This window comes from Aeoliella fuhlenseeensis, from assembly GCF_052161615.1.
Lineage (GTDB): Bacteria > Planctomycetota > Planctomycetia > Pirellulales > Lacipirellulaceae > Aeoliella.
Map to the genome: position 1 here is coordinate 3586123 of NZ_CP197417.1, position 17259 is coordinate 3603381.

A 17259-nucleotide genomic window follows, 5' to 3' on the forward strand; every position below is an offset into this window, starting at 1 on the left:
TAACCCAACTGAGGGCACCGTTCCCAGTGCAGCCAGCAGACCTCCGCGAATTCGAGGGCAACGCTACAGAGCCCCATCGCCGCGATTCTCTAAGTCCCCGGCACCCGGGAGCTCGGGGGTGGTGAGCGGCGTGTCTTCGAAATTGGTGGTTGGCTCGTCGGATTCCCAGAACAGGGCCATCGCCAGTACGCCACCAATCAGCAATACCACTGGGGCAATCCAGGGCAGGTTCCGCTCAAGAAACGTTGTCCGTTTCGGAAGAGCCGGCACCAGCGTGGTCGCTAAGCCTGGCCGGACCACACCGAGTTGGTCGGACAGTTTGAGTAGCGCTGTCGTAAGGTCCGCCGGCGTTTGATACCGCTGCTCGGGCTGCTTGGCGAGCATGCGACCGACCACCGCACTCAGCGCTGGCGGAATGTCGGGGCGAAGCTCTACGAGCGATGGCGGGGCATCACCTTGATGGCTTAATAGCTTTTGTAGCGGCGTGCCACCCGGAAAAGGCGGCCTGCCCGTCAACATGTAAAACATCGTACAGCCCAGCGAGTAGATATCGCTTCGCGTGTCGGCGTCGCGGGGGCTACGTGCTTGCTCGGGGGCAATGTAGTCGAACGTGCCGATGGTCATACCCGTGGCCGTCAGATCGCCATCGGCTCCCAGGGGCTGCTCGACCTCGTGCAGCCGCGCAAGGCCCATGTCCACGAGCTTGGCCTGGCCGTCGGCCGTGATCAAGATGTTCGATGGCTTGATGTCGCGGTGCACCACGTTGCGATGCCACGCATGGGTCAGCGCATCAGAGATTTGCAGCGAATAGCTAAGCGTATCGCCGATGGTGAGCGGGCCTGACTGAGCGACCAAATCGCGGACGTTGATCCCTTCGATGTACTCGAAGATGATGTACCGCAGCCCACGGTCTTCACCCACGTAGTAGACCCGCGCAATGCACGGATGGTCGAGCCGCGCGGCAGAGCGGGCTTCCATGCGAAAGCGCTTGGCGGTCTCTTCGTCTCCGGCCTGATACGTAGACAGGACCTTCACCGCCACGGTGCGATGCAACACGGTGTCGCGACCACGCAGTACGGCCCCCATGCCACCGCCGCCGACGAATTCCTCGAGCACCACGTCATCAATGCGATGCCCCACTAGCGCGCGGCCCAGATCCCGCGGCTGCAGACCCGAATAAGCGGTCTGCAAATCGAGCGGCGGAGAGGCCGAGATGGTCGTGAGATCGTCGTCGCCGATCGTGGGCGACGATTCGCCCACACGACTATCACTCGGCGCGCCGGGTGCTTCGCGCCCGACGAAGGTCGAGCCGGGTCGAGGGGTAGGGTCGTCTGCCGTCATCGGGCACGATGGTCGAAGGAATGTAACAAGGAAGGCCGGCCGTTGGCGCGCGGCGTCCCTCCATCATAGTTCATGCGGGGCCAATCACCCACTACCATCGGTGGGACGGAAAAAGAGCGGGCTCGACCTACCAGCGGTGGATCGAGCCCGCACGTTCGTAACTTACTGAATCTTTCGCGTTAATTCGCGATTAAAGCATTTCGGCGAATTCTTCTTCCAGAGCGACACAGAACGCCTCGGCCTGGATGTCTTCGTTCTCGGAGTAGAACGAAAGCTCGGTCGATTCGTCTTCGTCGTCGGCAAGATCGAACACCAAGTCGAGTGCCTGGACGGTAGCAGCCGCGTTCGCAGCGGCCACGGGATCCGCCTCGTCAGACTCGCTCGCTGCGCTGAACAGTGCAAGGCCAGAATCGGAAACGGTTACTAAGCCCGGTGTGGAGGAACCGTCAGCGGCAGAGCTACTCAAGGCGGCAGGCAGGACCTCATCGTCCTCCACCGAAACAATTGCGGCTGGAGCGGCCGCGATCACTGTCTGCACAACTTGACGCTGCGCCCCTAAATTATCTCGCCACAAGGTGTAGTCACCAAGATCGACCCGGCCGTTGTTGTTCCCATCGGCACGAAGGTCGCTCGTCGAACCATACGACGACTTCCAAACAGCGTAGTCGCCTTGGTCGACGGTGCCACTGCCATCGAAGTCGCCCGCTACCGGGAGGACAAACGAAGTCGAGACGTTCGCCGGAAGCATGTAGTCTTCTACTTCGCCCAAGATGGCAGCGCCATTGGGCTTGTTGAGCTGGGCGTTTCCACCCTCGCCGTAACGGAATCGAGCGGCAAGAAGCGAGGCATCGACACTGTTGGGAGCGTAGAAGCTTAGCTCGTTGACGCCCGCATGCAACTGCAACTGAGTTCCAAACGGAAGCAGGTTACCGTTTGCATCGCGGAACTGGATGTGCTCGCCCGCGTCGGCGAAGTCGCCATCGTTGTTGAAGTCGATCCAGCCTTGGAGGAACAACGCATTGCTGCTCGCCGTGACATTCACTCGCACGAGCGAACCGGCAGTGATGGGGCTCAGGAACTCGACACCATCGTCGCTGGTGTCGGTGTTCGCACCAGCGCTGGGCTGGCCTGCCGTCTCGGAACTGACGCCGGCGCCAAGGTGATAACCGGGCACGATGCCGTGGCTGGCACCTTGCGAGCCAGTCGTGGCATAAGGAGACGGAAGATCGCCGTAGTCACGCAGCGTATTGGCAACAGCATTCGGGTCGTAGAACCCAAAATCCACCAATCCGTTGCCCAGTGCCTGGCCTGTGGCCAAGGTACGGTTAAGGTGAGCGCCGCTGATAGGCTTGGTGTTGTCACCAGCTCCATATCCGGGAGGTGCCACGATCAGGATATCGTAGACGCCCGCCGGTAGGTTCTCGAACAGGTAGCTTCCATTCGCTCCGGTGATAACGGAAACATCACTGGCGGAAAGACTTCCGTTCTCATCGAGGTCGAGGAATACGGTCGCACCACCCAAGCCGCCTTCGGTGACCTGCCGATTACCATCGCGGTTAAGGTCGTTGAACACGAAACCGGAGATCGATCCCGATGAAGGGGCGACGCTGAAGTTGAGCTGGGCCGAGGTCTCGCCCGGCACCATCGACAGACGATGGAAGGCGTACCCCGGGGAGTAGCCATTGTTCAACAGGACATCGGCAAATCCGGGCTCGCTGACATCGATACCGGTGGGACTCCAGCCCTCGCGGTAGTCCAGCATCACGGTGTAGTATTCCGCGCCTACGTACCGGGTGTTGAAGAACAGCTGGTTCCCGAAGTAATCCTCTCGCAGGTTATCGTCGGTGCTAACCTCAATGCTGTAAGACCCATCGGGACCCGTGATGGCCATTGGCTCCGACGCGATATCGATGCCATTGTCAAACACGTTGTTGGCATTAACGTCGACGAAGTCCAACTTACCGTTTTCATTCAAATCGACGAACACGCGGAACTGCTCGACGGTGGCATCGCCATGATCTCTCGTGGCGTTTGCATTGAAGTCCGCGAACACGTTCCCCTGGAACATGATCGGAGCCGGCTCGATCAGGAAGTTCGAATCCATGAACAAGCTGCGAATCGTATCGTCTGCCTGCCGACCCACCGAATGCTCGTGCATGGTGTCGCCGATGCTAGTGTAACCAGCCGGCAACTCGAATCGAACCTGATAGGTATTTCCAGGTTGGGTGTAAGCGACATCAAAATAGTAGTTGCCGTCGGCACCGGTAATCTTGAACGGCTCCGTGGCGTCGCGAACCCCATCTTTGTCGATGTCGATGTAAACCGTAACCCCGGCCACCATCGGCTCGAACTGTGTCTCCATGCCCGCGATCACAGGCTGGTCGGTCCAATCGATGCCATTGACAGTGGTCATGACGGGATTGCCGAGGGTCGCGGTGGTCCCGATGAAATTGAAATCGCCATCTTGGTTGGTGTCCAAGCCGATGGAGCCCTGAATACGACCGCCGAGCCCCCATTCATTGGCTGGAGTGCGCGAACCGTGGAAGGTAACCGAGCTACCCGTGTTCAACACGGCATCGCTACCCGACCAGTTCTCGAACACCAACTGCCAGACACCCGCCACCACCTCGTCGTTAGCGCCGAGTATCACGTTCGGCTCGATGCGATCGCCCGTGAGGGGGTCGACCCGTCCTACGCCTTCGGAGCGCTCGCCCCAATGGCGGACAGTGGTGAAGGTATGGCTAATGTTGCCCGTGGCAGTCAGCGGTCCGATACTGTCTTGCTGAATCCAGTTCGTCAGTTCGGAGTGGGTTCCATCCGGCGAAATCAGGGTCATTCGCAGCTTGTCGCTTTCGGCGGCTGCGATGTCGATGTCCAGCGTCACTTCGATGTCTTCAATCGAAATGCCAGCCGGCACGATGATTTCGATGGCTCCACCTCGACCATTGGTGGGCAATGGATCTGGGAGCTCATCCGGCGGGTTAAGCCACAGGTCGAAGTACTCGGCAAAGGCCCGATTGGCAAATCCGCCGTACGAGCCGGGAATCACGATCCCCGGGTCAATCGTCTGGGCGGAAGGAATAAGACCTGGGTTAAGGGTACTGTTGAATACTCGCGTTTGATGTTGAGTGCCGACGCTCTTCCAAGTGCTTGCCAGCTTGACAGCAGCGGCGGCGTCGATGGCTCCATGGCCATATCCTGTCACCGGAGTGTCGTGGATGAAGTACCCGGCGGAGTTCGTCGCATTGGCGAACTGGGCAACCAAATCCGGCACCAAGTCGCCCGTAGCGGGGTCGATCATGGTGGGGAACGCGGTGACACCCGGCCCCATCTGCTGAGCTGCTCCGAAAGGCACCCCTCCGTCCGATGGCGGATCGAAGAAAAGTGGCCTCGCGTCCGCTCGCCAACCTGGGCTGGTCGGGTCAATTCGCCGAGCGGACAAGGCGAGAATGTTCTTGATGTCTCGAAGAGACAACTCCACACCATTGTCGCGAGCTGCCGCAACGATCAAACCAACCACACCCGCCGCGATAGGCGAAGCGGCAGAGGTACCGTTGAAATTGGCGGTGTACTGCGGATCGTCAAGTTCGCCGGTCGTCTGGCCATCGTTGTAACCAACATCGCTGTTGCCGGTGGGGCTAGGAGCGTTGCCGAACACGTCGGTGGTGACGATGCCATTACCGGGCGGATTGTTGCCCGTGGGGGCCGTTACCCAGATGCTGGACCCACCTTCCGCGTAACCGACCGCCGTGCCAGTGGGACCAAAGCCCGTTATCGAAATAGTGTACATCGAACTGGCAAAGCTATCGTGATCCGTGCGATCATCGATGTCCGCCGAGTTGCCTGAGGCATTGACATGGATTACGCCCAGCCTGTTCCGCCCCAAGAACACGGCGTCGATCAAGCCCTGCATCATGAAGGGGGGGATGTCGGTAATGGCGCGACCGTTGCTGAAGCCCCAGCTGTTGTTGTAGATGTCGATGATGTCCATGCGATGCGTCATCGCATTGTAGTAATCTTCATCGGACGAGGTGACGCCTAGAATGTCGGAGCCAATTAGCCGGATGCCGGTCAACGTTGCATCGTACGCGACACCGGTAATGCCCTTACCGTTGTTGCCCTTCGCACCAATCAGACCAGCCACGGCCGTGCCGTGGAAGTCACCCCCGCCCAAATTCGGCGTGGGGTTGTTGTCGTTATCGGTGTAGTCCCAATCGAGCGTGTCATCGTAGTTGGGCGCTAAGTCGGGATGCGCGTAGAAGACGGAGTCGTCGACGATGGCAATGTAAACGCCATCGCCCGTTGTGTATTCCCAAGCATCCTCTACTCGAATATCCGCTCCCCACACACCATAGGCGTTCACTTCGTTGGGAAAGTTCGTTCCTTGTCCCGTGTTCCGCAGGTGCCACTGATCGCGCACTAGTGGATCGTTGGGAAGAGAGAACTTCTCCGCGTCGACGCTCACTTCAGGATAAAAGTACTTGACGCCTGCCTTGCCTTGCAGCTTGGCGATAATCTGCGCGCTCGAATCGGCACCGGCTAGCGCATAGTACGTATTCGCAATCGGTGCAAAACCGCCGCCGTGATTCAGTTGCGTCTTGGTCTTGAAGTTATTCGCATTGATCGTGCCATCGGTGACGACCACCCAGCGAGTGGCGTTCTCCAATTCGGCGTTGGAATACCTGGAGAGATCCGAGAAGCGCACAAACGCGTCCCGTACCAACGCATTTGCTGCTTGGGTCGACGTAATCTCCGTCGTGTAAACAGTGTCCGCCGCCATCATCTCGCGGCGTTCCAGGGACTCGACGCCATTTAGCCGTGCAAATCGATCGAATCGGGTTGCGGTGCGTTTCAGACGTTTCGCAACAGCTTGCCGCCACTGAGACTTCTTGCGTCGATTGCTCATAGGTCCTTGCTCATTTGTTCCTCGGCGGGAGTCCGAGGTGAAGGTTGTTCCGTCGGCGCAGGTGGCCGCTTCTGTACTGTTCCGATGCTGACTTAACGCTCAGTCGAACCGTAAGTTCCGTACCGTTAAGCCGCTTGTTCCTATTTTTCCGGAGCAATCACCCCTCGATGGTTCCGCTGACATCGGGGCGACCCTAACTGCTGAGGACGCGCACTGTTTCCCAGTTCCAAGCTTGGAGGGTGGGAGAGGAAGCGCGGTGGGGCAGAAGGGGTGCGAAGGCCGGGTGGGGTTCCGTGCGGGTTTAGCCGCTTCCATCGATAGTAGCAACGAGGAAAATTAGTGTCAAATTATTGGTCGGAAACGATTTAACGCATTTTGACGCTTCTGGCGGTCGCGAAGTTCCCGCTGGAGCGGAAGAATTTCCACCAATCTGTCCCAGCATTGAAAATCCCCCGGAAGAAGGGGGCCACCGGGGCCCAGGGGGGTCCGGCACTCTGACGATGGGTGCTCCCGCCGATGGCGGGTTGGACAATTTTGGAAAACCTTGATGGATTTGACGAGAAGTCTGCTTTTCCGGCTTCGCCCGATCCGATAGTTCTTGCAGCCTCATTTCCCGGGCACAGGGTGCCGGTGGGTAGTGACAGCGACGGACGCGCGGGGGGCGCGTCTGGCTTTGAATCAAACGCATGGCCCGCGGGTAACTGCGGCCAGCTTCGAGGGGGGAAAACTTGATGATCTCGGCACCTTCATACGGTCGTGCCTGCGGTTGGGCTGTGGCCTTTGCGCTGTTGCTGCCTACGATGGCCAGCGGCCAAGTGCGCCAGGCTCTCTTCCAAGGTGGCGCTCCGCAGGGTCAACCTGCCGCCTCTGGCGGGCTGTTCGGCGGCGGAAACAGCGATTGGGTGAACGCCCATGGCGATCCCGTAGTGATGCCCGCCTCGTACTGCGGCGACCAGGGCGGTCCCGGCATGATGGGCGGCGGCTATGGTCCTGGTGGTGGTTACGGACCACCCTGCGGGCCTGGTGGCGGCTGCGGCCCCATGGCCAACTGCTGCAATGGCGGCGGTGGACCTTATCCATGCGGCGGGCCCCAAGGAACTGGTTACGGCATGGACCCTGCCTGCGAAGAGTACGGACTGAATCTAGGGCCAGACCAGTGTGGCCCGCACTACTTCGACTTCTCGGTTGAAGCCCTGTACTGGGACAAAGAAAGCTCCGCCGACCCGTCGCGGATCTTCGCGACGATTGGTATCACGGACGTCTCCAATGGCGTGAATCCCGACCTCGCGCTGACCACGGAGGACGTAGAATTTGAGTGGGAACCAGGTATGCGACTGACCGGTCGGTATGACCTAGGGGCCTTGTCGGTGCTGGAAGTGGCTTACTCAGGTTTGTTTGAGTACGGAGCCGTCTCAGGGCTCGAAGGCAACGGCAATATCTTCACCGGTTTCAGCAATTTCGGCACCGATCCGTTTGGTGGTGTCGGTCTCGATTCGACCGAAGCCGCTGACAGCGTCGAGCTTCAACTACTGTCAGAACTGCACAACGGCGAAATCAGCTTCCGCCGGTATTGGGTCGGCTTTAACCCTCGTGTAACGGGTACTTGGCTGGCTGGTGTTCGCTACACCCGTGTTAGCGAGACGCTCAACTTCACCACGATCGCCAGCAGCGGCAACGCGTTCTTCTCGACTCGCACTACGAACGACCTCGTGGGTGCTCAGATCGGTGGTGACGCGTGGGTGACCGTTCGCCAGGGCTGCCGTATCGGTGCACAGGGCAAGGCGGGTATTTACAACAACCGTGCCGAGTACACAAACAACGTCGACTCGACCGCTTTGAGCGGGCCGGTGTTCGAAGTGGCTAAGGGCAACCGCGTCGCGTTCATCGGCGAAGGTAACGTGAGTGCCGTGTTCGACATTCTACCGAGCTGGTCGCTTCGTGCCGGTTACGACGTGCTGTTCATCAACACGATGGCCCTGGCCGCCAACAACTTCGACTTCAATAACGAACTGTTCCTGTCCGGAAGCCGCACGCCGGTGCTAATCGAGGAAAGCTCCTCGCTGTACCACGGTGCGAACATCGGTCTGGAATACGTTTGGTAAAAAACTATCCGGGGGGAGGGTTGCGCGAACCAATGGCGGCGAATTCGGTCCTACAGGCCGGATTCGCCGCCTCGCGCCCTTTGATTTCGACTGTAGGCAGTGCTCATTGGCGAGGTATAATACAAGTGGTGCAAGGCGGTAGGGCCCCCGGCCCGGCTGAACCCGCCGGCCAACCATTTCACGCATAGGAGCCCTGAGCCAGTTGCCAACGGACATTGATCGCAAGTTGGGAGTCGATAGCGAAGCCGCCGTCCTGGTGGGCGTCGAGCTCCCGGGTGATACTCGCAGCGAAGAACCTCTCGAAGAACTCTCGGGCCTTGCCGAAACGGCAGGGGCCGAAGTAGTCGCCCGGCTAACGCAGCGCCGTGGCACGCCCGATGTTGCCACGTATCTTGGCAAGGGCAAGCTCGAACAGCTCACCCAGTTGGTCAAAGGGACCGACGCCGACGTGGTGATCTTCGACAACGATCTGTCGCCGGCTCAGGTTCGAAATCTCGAACAGTCGCTGGAAGTGAAGGTGCTCGACCGCACCGAGCTGATCCTCGACATCTTCAGCACACGTGCTCAAACGCACGAAGCACGGTTAGCAGTGGAGCTCGCACAACTCGAGTACGCCCTGCCCCGCCTCAAGCGGATGTGGACGCACCTGTCGCGCATGAAGATGGGCGTCGGCATGCGTGGCCCTGGTGAAAAGCAGCTCGAGACTGACCGTCGGCTGGTGGAAAAGCGAATCGTCGATCTGCGCCGCGACCTCGAGAAGATTCATAAGCGCCGCGAGCGCGAAGTCGAAGGCCGTAGCGATCACATGACGGTTTCGCTTGTCGGCTACACGAACGCTGGCAAGAGCACGCTGATGAACCGCATCACGAATGCGGGGGTGCTGGCGCAAGACAAACTGTTTGCAACGCTCGACACCCGCACGCGCCGCTGGAGTCTGCCGGGCTGGGGTCCGGTGCTACTCAGCGACACGGTCGGTTTCATTCGCGACCTGCCTCACCGATTGATCGCTAGCTTCAAGGCAACGCTGGAGGAGGCCCATCAAGCCGACCTGCTACTGCACGTAGCCGATGCGAGCAACCCAGCCGTGCTTGATCAGATTGCCGCCGTCTACACGGTGCTGGAAGAACTCGGCATCGAGCAGAAGGACACGCTGCTAGTGCTCAACAAGGTTGACCGCGTGGCCGACCCCGCAGAGCTGACCAAGCTCGTCGAACGTTATCCCTCGGCGGTGACGGTGAGTGCGGTGACGGGCGACGGCATGGACCAACTGACGCGCGCCGTCAGCGAAATGCTGACGGTCAACTTCGTGGATGCTGACGTAGAGATGGCGATCGACAACGGTCGACTCGCTGCGTTCATCGCCCAGCACGGCGAGATCCTCAGCCGGACGCACCATGGCGATAGGACCACCATTCACTGCCGCATGCCGCGCAAGTACCTGGGCCGCATCAGCGACACGGAAGCGACTATTCGTGAGCGTACCCCGGCCGTTGCGATACCGGACGCGGAGCCCAAGCCAGCAGACGGCAACTTCCCCGCCTCGGTGGACGACGTAGCCTAATGTCTCGCCGCCAGCTACGTGGTTTGCGAGCCCTCGTCACCGGTGCTTCGGGAGGCATTGGCAAGGCGATCGCGCTGGAGCTAGCGAGGCAAGGTGTCCAGTGCTTGCTACTCGCCCGCAATGGCGACCGGCTGGCCGAAGTGCGAGCCGAGACGCGTGAGCTTGGCACCCAAGCGAGTGTCGTCGTCGGCGACGTTACCAATGCTGCTGATCGTAATACAGCCCTTGAGTTCGCCCAGCGCGAATTTGGCGGCCTCGACCTGCTGATCAACAACGCAGGCATCAGCGCGAGTGGCGACTTTGCCACTGGCTCGTCCGAAGTGCTCCGGCAGATTTTCGAAGTCAACTTTTTCGGAGCCGTCGAGCTGACCCGCGAAGCCCTTCCGCTGCTCCGCCAGGGACGTTCGCCAATGATCGTCAACATTGGCTCCATACTCGGGCACCGCGGCATTCCCTTTACGGGAGACTACTGCGCTAGTAAGTTTGCCCTCACCGGCTGGAGTCAGTCGCTACGTGCCGAGCTCAAGTCGGAAGGCATCGAAGTGCTTCTGGTTTCGCCGGGAACGACGGAGTCGAACTTGGCCAGCCAGCTCATCGAACAGCGCGTCAAACTACCGTGGGCTGGCATGAAGGGAGTCACCGCCGAGCGCGTGGCTCGTGCCACCGTGCGAGCGATCGAACGCGGCAAGCATGAGATTGTGCCGAACTGGAGCGGATGGTGGATGTTGTTTGCACATCGCTTGGCTCCAGGGGTGGTAGATACTGTGATGGCGAGGTTAGCGCGGCGAACGAGAAGTTAACAGGCTAAGCCGCGAGCGGCTGCCCCTCCATTTATGAATGCTCCACTCGAAGTGCTTTACGACGATGGCCCCTGCTTAGTGGTCAACAAGCCGCCGGGGCTGCTGACGCAGGCACCGCAGGGGATCGATAGCCTGGAAATTGCCGTCAAGGAGTTCTATCGCGCTCGCGAGGAGAAGTCGGCCGAAGAGAATCTCTACCTTGGCATCATCCACCGGCTCGACCGGCCGGTCACAGGTGCGATCACGTTCGCCCGTCACGCCCGCGCGGCCAAGCGGCTGGCCGATCAGTTTCAGAACCGCACAGTCAGCAAGACTTACTGGGCGCTCGTCGAAGGCACGCTGGACTCCGACGAAGGAACTTGGATCGACTACTTGCACAAGCGTCACGGGATGGCGCAGGCCATCGTCGTTCCCGAAGACGATCCGCGTGGCAAGAAGGCCATCCTGCACTATCGCGTTCGCGGGCAGGTCAACGGTGCGACTTGGCTAGAGATTGAGCTAGAAACCGGCCGCACGCATCAGATTCGCGTGCAGGCCTCGTCGCGTGGCCACTCCGTGCTAGGCGACTCGCAGTACGGTTCGAGCGTCGCGTTTGGCCCCGAATGCGAAGATGAACGGGATCGCGCGATTGCACTTCATGCCCGCACACTCGGCTTTCGCCACCCGATGCGGGACGAACAAGTGGTGATCGAGGCACCGCTGCCCGCATACTGGCCAGCCCTCGACTAAGCCTTCTTCTTGGCGGTGTTCTTTTTCAACACGCGCTCGAAGCACTTGAGCGTCTCCTGGCTCACGTGATGCTCAATGCCTTCGGCGTCGATGCGGGCGGTTTCCTCGCCGACACCAATCGCCTGGAGAAAAGCGAGGACGATATCGTGCCGTCGCTGCGACTCGCGGGCCATTCGCCGGCCGCGAGGCGTGAGCGTGATGGGCCCGTATGGCCGGGTGTCGACGAGACCTTCGTCTTTGAGACGTGCGATGGTCTTGGTCACGGTAACGTGACTTACCTCGAACAACCTGGCAAGATCGGCCCCCCGGCAGGCGCCCGACTCGCCCTCGATTTGAGCCACCGCCTCTACGTAGTCTTCGGCGGTCTCGTTGGCATGATCGCGGCGAGTCCGCTGGTACTCGTTCGGTAGTTGCTGCTTCGAGCTGGACATCGGTCTAACAAATCTCCGCCTAGCCTCCCCCCATCGGCGGGGGCAGTATCTCCACCTCTACTTTAACTTGCCCTCGGGTGCTTGACCAGCAGTTTAACCGTGGCTAAACTTCACCTGTCAATTTAGCACAGGCTAAACCTTAAAGCGAATGGGGAGTAGAGCTTTGGCTGCATCTCGCGAAGAACGAAACGCTTTCACGCTGGTCGAGCTGCTGGTGGTCATCGCTATCATCGGCATTTTGGTCGCACTATTGCTCCCTGCGGTGCAGGCAGCCCGAGAGGCGGCTCGACGAAATTCCTGCACCAACAATCTCAAGCAACTGGGCCTCGCACTACACAACTACGAATCGGCCAAGAAACAGTTGCCGCCTGGATACGCATCGAACTCTCTCTCCACACCGGTTTCTCCACTGCGAGACGCCTCGACTTGGGATGCCCCACCCGGCTGGGGATGGACGGCCTATCTGCTCGACTACATGGAGCAAGGCGCTACGAGTGCCGCTATTGATTTCGAGCAACCGATCTGGCACCCCAACCACCTGAGTGTGATTCGCCAGCAACCCGAGGCCCTCCGCTGCCCAAGTAGTTCGGGGCCACGCGACCCATTTCTGCTGCAAAACGAGTCCGGCAACACGCTAAGTATCGGGGGCACGCAAGTCGAAGTGGGTCGGGCGGATTACGTAGCGAGTCACGGGCAAGAATCGTGTTGGGGCGACTGTGGATCGCAACCCACTGCTCCGGCATTTCGCAACATCCACGCTGGATGCGATACCTCGGGAGTCCATGAAGTCGCGGTCGCGGGTGACATTTCCCGCATCGCGGATGGGCCGTTCTACCGCAGTTCGAAGACAGAGTTTCGGCAAGTGACCGATGGGCTGTCGAATACCATTTTTTTGGGAGAGCATTCGTCCTCTCTCAGCGATAAGACTTGGGTTGGAGTCGTCCCAGGAGCGACCGTCCACCCAAGATCGACAACCCCAGAAAACGGCCCCGACTCGGCAGCAACTCTCGTGCTATGTCACGCCGGCCCGTCAGGTGGCGAGTGCGACATCACCGGATTTCCCATTATTCACCCGGTTAATTTTCCGACGCTTCACACGGGGCAAATGTTCGCCGAGCATCCCGGCGGAGGCAACGTCTGCCTCGGTGATGGATCGGTGCGGTTTGTTACAGAGGACGTCGACCTGATTCTATGGGCCGAGTCGTCCAGCATGAATGAGAACGAAGTCCCGAGGGAGCTGTAAGCCATGAATTACTGTCACACTCCACTTTGCTTTGTCGCTCTCGCCCTCATTTCCGTCATGGGCTGCGGCTATGGCGAGGTGAGCCCGAAGACTTACGAGTACACGCAGGCTCTGTACTCGATCACCAATCGCCAATCGACGGAGAAACTCGCCGAATTCGAGTCGAAGCTTGCGGAAGCCCAAACAGCGAAGGAGCTGAACGACTCTGAGTTCGACCTTCTCTCCGATATCGTCGCCACGGCGAAAAGCGGTGATTGGAAATCGGCGCAGGGAGAATGCCGTGAGCTGATGGAGGCGCAAATAGGAGTGCGCAAAGAATAGCAGCGGTAGGATACCTACCGCTGCTAATGTCTTCAAATTCGGTTCTCGCCCAAAAAACTAAGGCTGAGTGCCAGGAGTTGTTGCAGCGTCGGCTTGCTCCTGCGCCGCATCCTTCATTTCCTTCTCCAGCTGATTTTGATCGCGCTGAAGCTGGTCCTGTGCGTCACCTACTTCTTCACGTTCATCCTGTAGGTCATCAGCATCGGTGTAGGCGTCAGCCCGTTCTTCTCCAAGCTCGTTCTGCGCCTCTTGGAGATCTTCCCTGCTTTCGTTCACGTCCTCCTGCACCTCTTCAACGTCTTCGCGTTGCTCTTCGAGCTGTTCTTGAGCGGTTTGTTCACAGCCAACGAAGGCGGGGAACACCAACATCAATCCAATACCTGCCCACTTCGTAAATGCAGTCGCCATGATTCTTCCTCCGAGCATGTTTGTTCGCGTGGCCGCTCGCACACCGCGAACGGACTCGTTTGTTCGTGGAATCAGCAATATGCAAGAACCGCGCCAGAACCGCCGAAATGCGAGAAAAGGGCTTCTACTTAGGAGCTAGCAAGGTTCTCGCCACAGAACCCTACCCGAAACTGATCGGAGGCGATCCAGCCAGGCAGCCAAGCGACCTTATTTCATCTTCACCATCGCCCGCCAGCCCGTTGGTGTGGGGAGCGGTGTGGTGTTGAGCATGTTGGAGTCGCGGAGTGTGTCGACTGCGTAGAAAAGATTGGGGTCGACCTTCTGGGCCTTTGCAAGAAGGCGTGATGCATCGCGGCGACGCACCGGCACGTAGAACAGGGTGACGAAGTAGTTCTCTCGTGTGCCATCGAACTGGAACACCTGTCGCCCCTGGGCACCCAGCACCTCGGCGAGCTCTTCGCTGGCGTGCTCGGAGATGATTCGCAGAATCACCATCCCCATGGCGAGCCAGCGTTCGAGATAAATGCCAGTCGCGTTGCCGGCGGCAAACCCCGCTGCGTACGCCAGCAGCAGCCAAGCGTTGCCGCTGGCGTGTTGGATGACGTTCGCGACGGTGGTAATCCACACGAGCACCTCAATGAACCCAAGCACCACGGACAGCGTGATGCGTCCTTGCACCACGGCGATGGTGCGACAGGTGCCCAGGGACACGTCGATGATCCGCAGCAAGAAAATGAGGATCGCTACCAACCAAACGGGTAGCGCGAACATTGCTTCCATGCTTGTTTCACCTGCCAGAAACGAGTGCTGGCGAGGTCACCGGCACTACAACCAACCGAAATGATCCATGGCCTGATAAAGCCACGGATGTTGCCAAGGGTTCCAGGTCGGATAGCTTACGGAAACCAGCGAGAAACACAACAGCGCGAGGGCCACCCCGCGAGCCGCGCGGCTGCGGCTCATTCGGTCGAGCACGGGAATGAGCACCAAAAGCCACAGAGGGTAAAGCCAAAAAACCCACCGAAATCCGACGCACAGTCCGCCGTAGTTGCGATCTTCCAGCGGCCTGAGAGCCGTAAAAAACACGAAGCAAGTGAGCGTGAGGGCGATGGTGATCAGCGCTAGCTCACGCTCAAGTCGTGAGCCATATCGAGCCCACATCCCCATGCCTGCGAGCGACAGTATCCAAATTGGCGTGAGGGAGTACACGCCGTGGTGCCCCACAAAAGCATGCAGGGCGTATATCCACTTGCTCGGCTCGCCTTTGTCGATACCCTGGCGATCCTGCCAATAGCTCTGAATGGTGCGGCCATTCTTTTCGTAGCTGTAGAAGTACCAGTTGTCGCTGGCGTCGGTCTCGCTTCGATGGGCGTAAGGAGGTCGCCAGCTATCGTGGGCGATGTAGTTCGTGGCAAAGAACGCGACCGCCACGATCGCCACGCCCGGCACGCCCCAGATGAGAGTTCGCTTCCAGTCGTGAACCAGAAGCAAGAGGCCTAGGATCGCGACAAACGCCAGGGCAGGTAACTCGTTCGCCGCAGCGAATGCCGCGGCCAATCCGCACATCAGGAAATGCCATCCGCGCGGCGACGACGATCGCACGATCTGCACGAAAAAGTAGATCGCGACCGCGAGGCTCGTCGCGCCGACGATGTGATTGTTGAGCGTCACTGCAAACGTCGTCAGAAGTGTCGCAAAGCAAGCCGTGGCCACGACGAAGATGCGTCCCCAGTCGGTGGTGCCAAGCTGCTCGGCGAGGGCCGCGACGATGATAAACAGCAGGATCATCGCTGGCACGTTGGTGAGCAGCAGCATAAGCCGTCCCACTTCGTAAGGATGCGTCCCAAGATTCCATCCGGTGAGCTTGGTGATCACCCAGTACTTGGCGGCCAGCATCGTAGCCATGAGCGGCGGCTTGCTGGAGTAGTAATGCTGTTTGCCATCACGACCGAGGTGGCTCACCATATCGATGGAATCCCACCGCGGTTCGCGGAAGAAGTTGTCGACCTCGTACGTCCCCTCCTCTACTAGGGATCGAATAGTAAGCCAGCGACTGCGATCGTTAGCGCTTAGGAAGGGGCGTTCCATTCCGATCTGCTGCTCCAGCTCTTGCCTCTTACGAGTAAGCCGGTCTTCTAGAGTCGCCTCATCGGCTCCAGCGGCCACTTGGGCGGCGCGAAACGCTTCGAGTCGCTCAGCAATGCGCGATTCGCTCAGCGCGGCGAGATTCTCGGAATTCACCGATAGGATGCGGCCCGACATGTGCCCCACGGCAATGACGATCAGTATCGCATAAATCGATCGTCGGAGACCGCGGGTGGAATCTGCCGAGATTGGCGAGGATGGATTACCGGTCATGCGACTCCCGCGCGGCGTTCATCGGCGGACGGTGAGGGCCACCTGTGCGCGGCACCTGCTCGTGGGGCCCCGAGTACTCGGCCACCGAATACATGTCTGCCTTGCGAATCAAGAAAGCGGTAATCATCTCACCCAACAAGCCGACGGAAAGGAACTGACCACCGATAAGGAAACTGGCGAGCGCGTAGTAGAGCACGGCGGTCTGATGGAGATGCACGGGATCCCAGCCATCAATCAAACGCGAAGCAATCCATACGACGGCCAAATAACCGAGCAACACCAACCCAAACAAAAACGCCACAAGACCTGTGGCACCGAGCAGGTGCTGAGGTCGCTGGCCGAAGCCGGTAATGAATTTGACGGTGAAAAGGTCGAGCAAACCTTTGATGATCCGCGTCACGCCATATTTGGAGTGGCCGAACTCGCGGGCGCGATGGTTGACGGGAACTTCGCCGACTTTGAAGCCACGGGCGGCGGCAAGCACGGGAACAAAGCGGTGCAACTCGCCGTAGATACGCACTTCGTCGAACACCTCGCGACGGTAGATCTTGAAGCCGCAGTTGTGATCGTGCAACTTCACGCCGGTGAGCCAACCGACGAGTTTGTTGAACACCTTCGACGGCAACGTTTTATGCCACGGGTCCTGACGGTCGACTTTCCAGCCGCTGACGACATCGAAGCCTTCGTTCAGCTTGCGAAGCATGAGCGGCAGTTCGCCGGGATCGTCTTGTAGATCCCCATCCATGGTGACGACATAAGGATCTTCGGCGACATCAAAACCGGCCGTGAGCGCGGCAGCTTTGCCGAAGTTGCGGCGAAAGCGAATGCCGAGAACGCTGGAGTCCTTCGCGGCGAGATCGGTGATGGTTCGCCAAGTGCCATCGGTCGAACCATCGTCCACGAACACGATTCGTATCCGATAATCGTTGTTCGTCGCGGTCGCATGAAGCTGCCGGTGGAGTTCAACGAGACTTTCCGATTCATTGAGAACCGGTACGACAATAGTGATGGGTGTCATGCGTGACTACTTGTCGATGCGACGCGTCGGCCGAGGTGATT

Annotated in this window: 13 protein-coding genes; 6 read left to right on the forward strand and 7 right to left on the reverse strand. The window is 59.4% G+C overall.

Annotation, left to right across the window (positions count from 1 at the left end):
* Positions 1–63 precede the first annotated feature (63 nt).
* Both SH292x_RS14180 and SH292x_RS14185 read right to left on the reverse strand, forming a co-directional pair.
* A complete protein-coding gene (locus SH292x_RS14180) occupies positions 64–1341 on the reverse strand; it encodes a serine/threonine-protein kinase (RefSeq protein WP_442481667.1) in 1278 nt (425 codons plus the stop codon).
* 190 nt (positions 1342–1531) lie between these two features.
* The gene (locus SH292x_RS14185) at positions 1532–6247 is read right to left on the reverse strand and encodes a S8 family serine peptidase (protein ID WP_442481668.1); all 4716 of its coding nucleotides are present in this window, start codon (positions 6245–6247) and stop codon (positions 1532–1534) included.
* 800 nt (positions 6248–7047) lie between these two features.
* On the opposite strand from SH292x_RS14185, the gene SH292x_RS14190 reads away from it, so the two are divergent.
* The 4 genes from SH292x_RS14190 to SH292x_RS14205 all read left to right on the forward strand — a co-directional run bounded on the left by SH292x_RS14190 (position 7048) and on the right by SH292x_RS14205 (position 11439).
* Positions 7048–8349 (forward strand): Lpg1974 family pore-forming outer membrane protein, encoded by a 1302-nt coding sequence (locus SH292x_RS14190; protein WP_442481669.1) that lies wholly within the window; start codon positions 7048–7050, stop codon positions 8347–8349.
* 202 nt (positions 8350–8551) lie between these two features.
* Positions 8552–9910, forward strand: a complete 1359-nt coding sequence (gene hflX, locus SH292x_RS14195) for a GTPase HflX (protein WP_442481670.1) — start codon at positions 8552–8554, stop codon at positions 9908–9910.
* A complete protein-coding gene (locus tag SH292x_RS14200) occupies positions 9910–10710 on the forward strand; it encodes an SDR family NAD(P)-dependent oxidoreductase (RefSeq protein WP_442481671.1) in 801 nt (266 codons plus the stop codon). The genes hflX and SH292x_RS14200 overlap by 1 nt, the downstream gene beginning before the upstream one ends.
* Positions 10711–10743: 33 nt before the next feature.
* Positions 10744–11439: an RluA family pseudouridine synthase gene (locus SH292x_RS14205; RefSeq protein WP_442481672.1), complete on the forward strand. Its 696-nt coding sequence runs from the start codon at positions 10744–10746 to the stop codon at positions 11437–11439.
* On the opposite strand, the gene mntR is transcribed toward SH292x_RS14205, so the two are convergent.
* Positions 11436–11870, reverse strand: coding sequence for a manganese-binding transcriptional regulator MntR (gene mntR / locus SH292x_RS14210; RefSeq protein ID WP_442481673.1), 435 nt, complete (start codon positions 11868–11870; stop codon positions 11436–11438). The two genes, SH292x_RS14205 and mntR, sit on opposite strands and share 4 nt — an antisense overlap.
* A gap of 148 nt (positions 11871–12018) precedes the next feature.
* Here mntR and SH292x_RS14215 point away from each other — a divergent pair, with 148 nt between their 5' ends.
* Together SH292x_RS14215 and SH292x_RS14220 are read left to right on the forward strand one after the other, a co-directional pair.
* Positions 12019–13113 carry a DUF1559 family PulG-like putative transporter gene (locus SH292x_RS14215; protein WP_442481674.1) on the forward strand — a complete coding sequence of 365 codons (1095 nt, stop codon included), beginning with the start codon at positions 12019–12021 and terminating at the stop codon, positions 13111–13113.
* Between the two features lie 3 nt (positions 13114–13116).
* Positions 13117–13434, forward strand: coding sequence for a hypothetical protein (locus tag SH292x_RS14220; RefSeq protein WP_442481675.1), 318 nt, complete (start codon positions 13117–13119; stop codon positions 13432–13434).
* A gap of 57 nt (positions 13435–13491) precedes the next feature.
* Here SH292x_RS14220 and SH292x_RS14225 read toward each other — a convergent pair whose 3' ends face one another.
* From SH292x_RS14225 to SH292x_RS14240, 4 genes are all read right to left on the reverse strand, one after another.
* On the reverse strand, positions 13492–13842 hold the full coding sequence (locus SH292x_RS14225; protein WP_442481676.1) for a hypothetical protein: 351 nt from the start codon (positions 13840–13842) through the stop codon (positions 13492–13494).
* A gap of 207 nt (positions 13843–14049) precedes the next feature.
* The gene (locus SH292x_RS14230) at positions 14050–14622 is read right to left on the reverse strand and encodes a DUF2179 domain-containing protein (protein ID WP_442481677.1); all 573 of its coding nucleotides are present in this window, start codon (positions 14620–14622) and stop codon (positions 14050–14052) included.
* Positions 14623–14667: 45 nt separating this feature from the next.
* Positions 14668–16200 carry a hypothetical protein gene (locus SH292x_RS14235; RefSeq protein WP_442481678.1) on the reverse strand — a complete coding sequence of 511 codons (1533 nt, stop codon included), beginning with the start codon at positions 16198–16200 and terminating at the stop codon, positions 14668–14670.
* Entirely contained in the window at positions 16190–17218 is a 1029-nt protein-coding gene (locus tag SH292x_RS14240) for a glycosyltransferase family 2 protein (RefSeq protein ID WP_442481679.1), read from the reverse strand. The genes SH292x_RS14235 and SH292x_RS14240 overlap by 11 nt, the downstream gene beginning before the upstream one ends.
* Positions 17219–17259 lie beyond the last annotated feature (41 nt).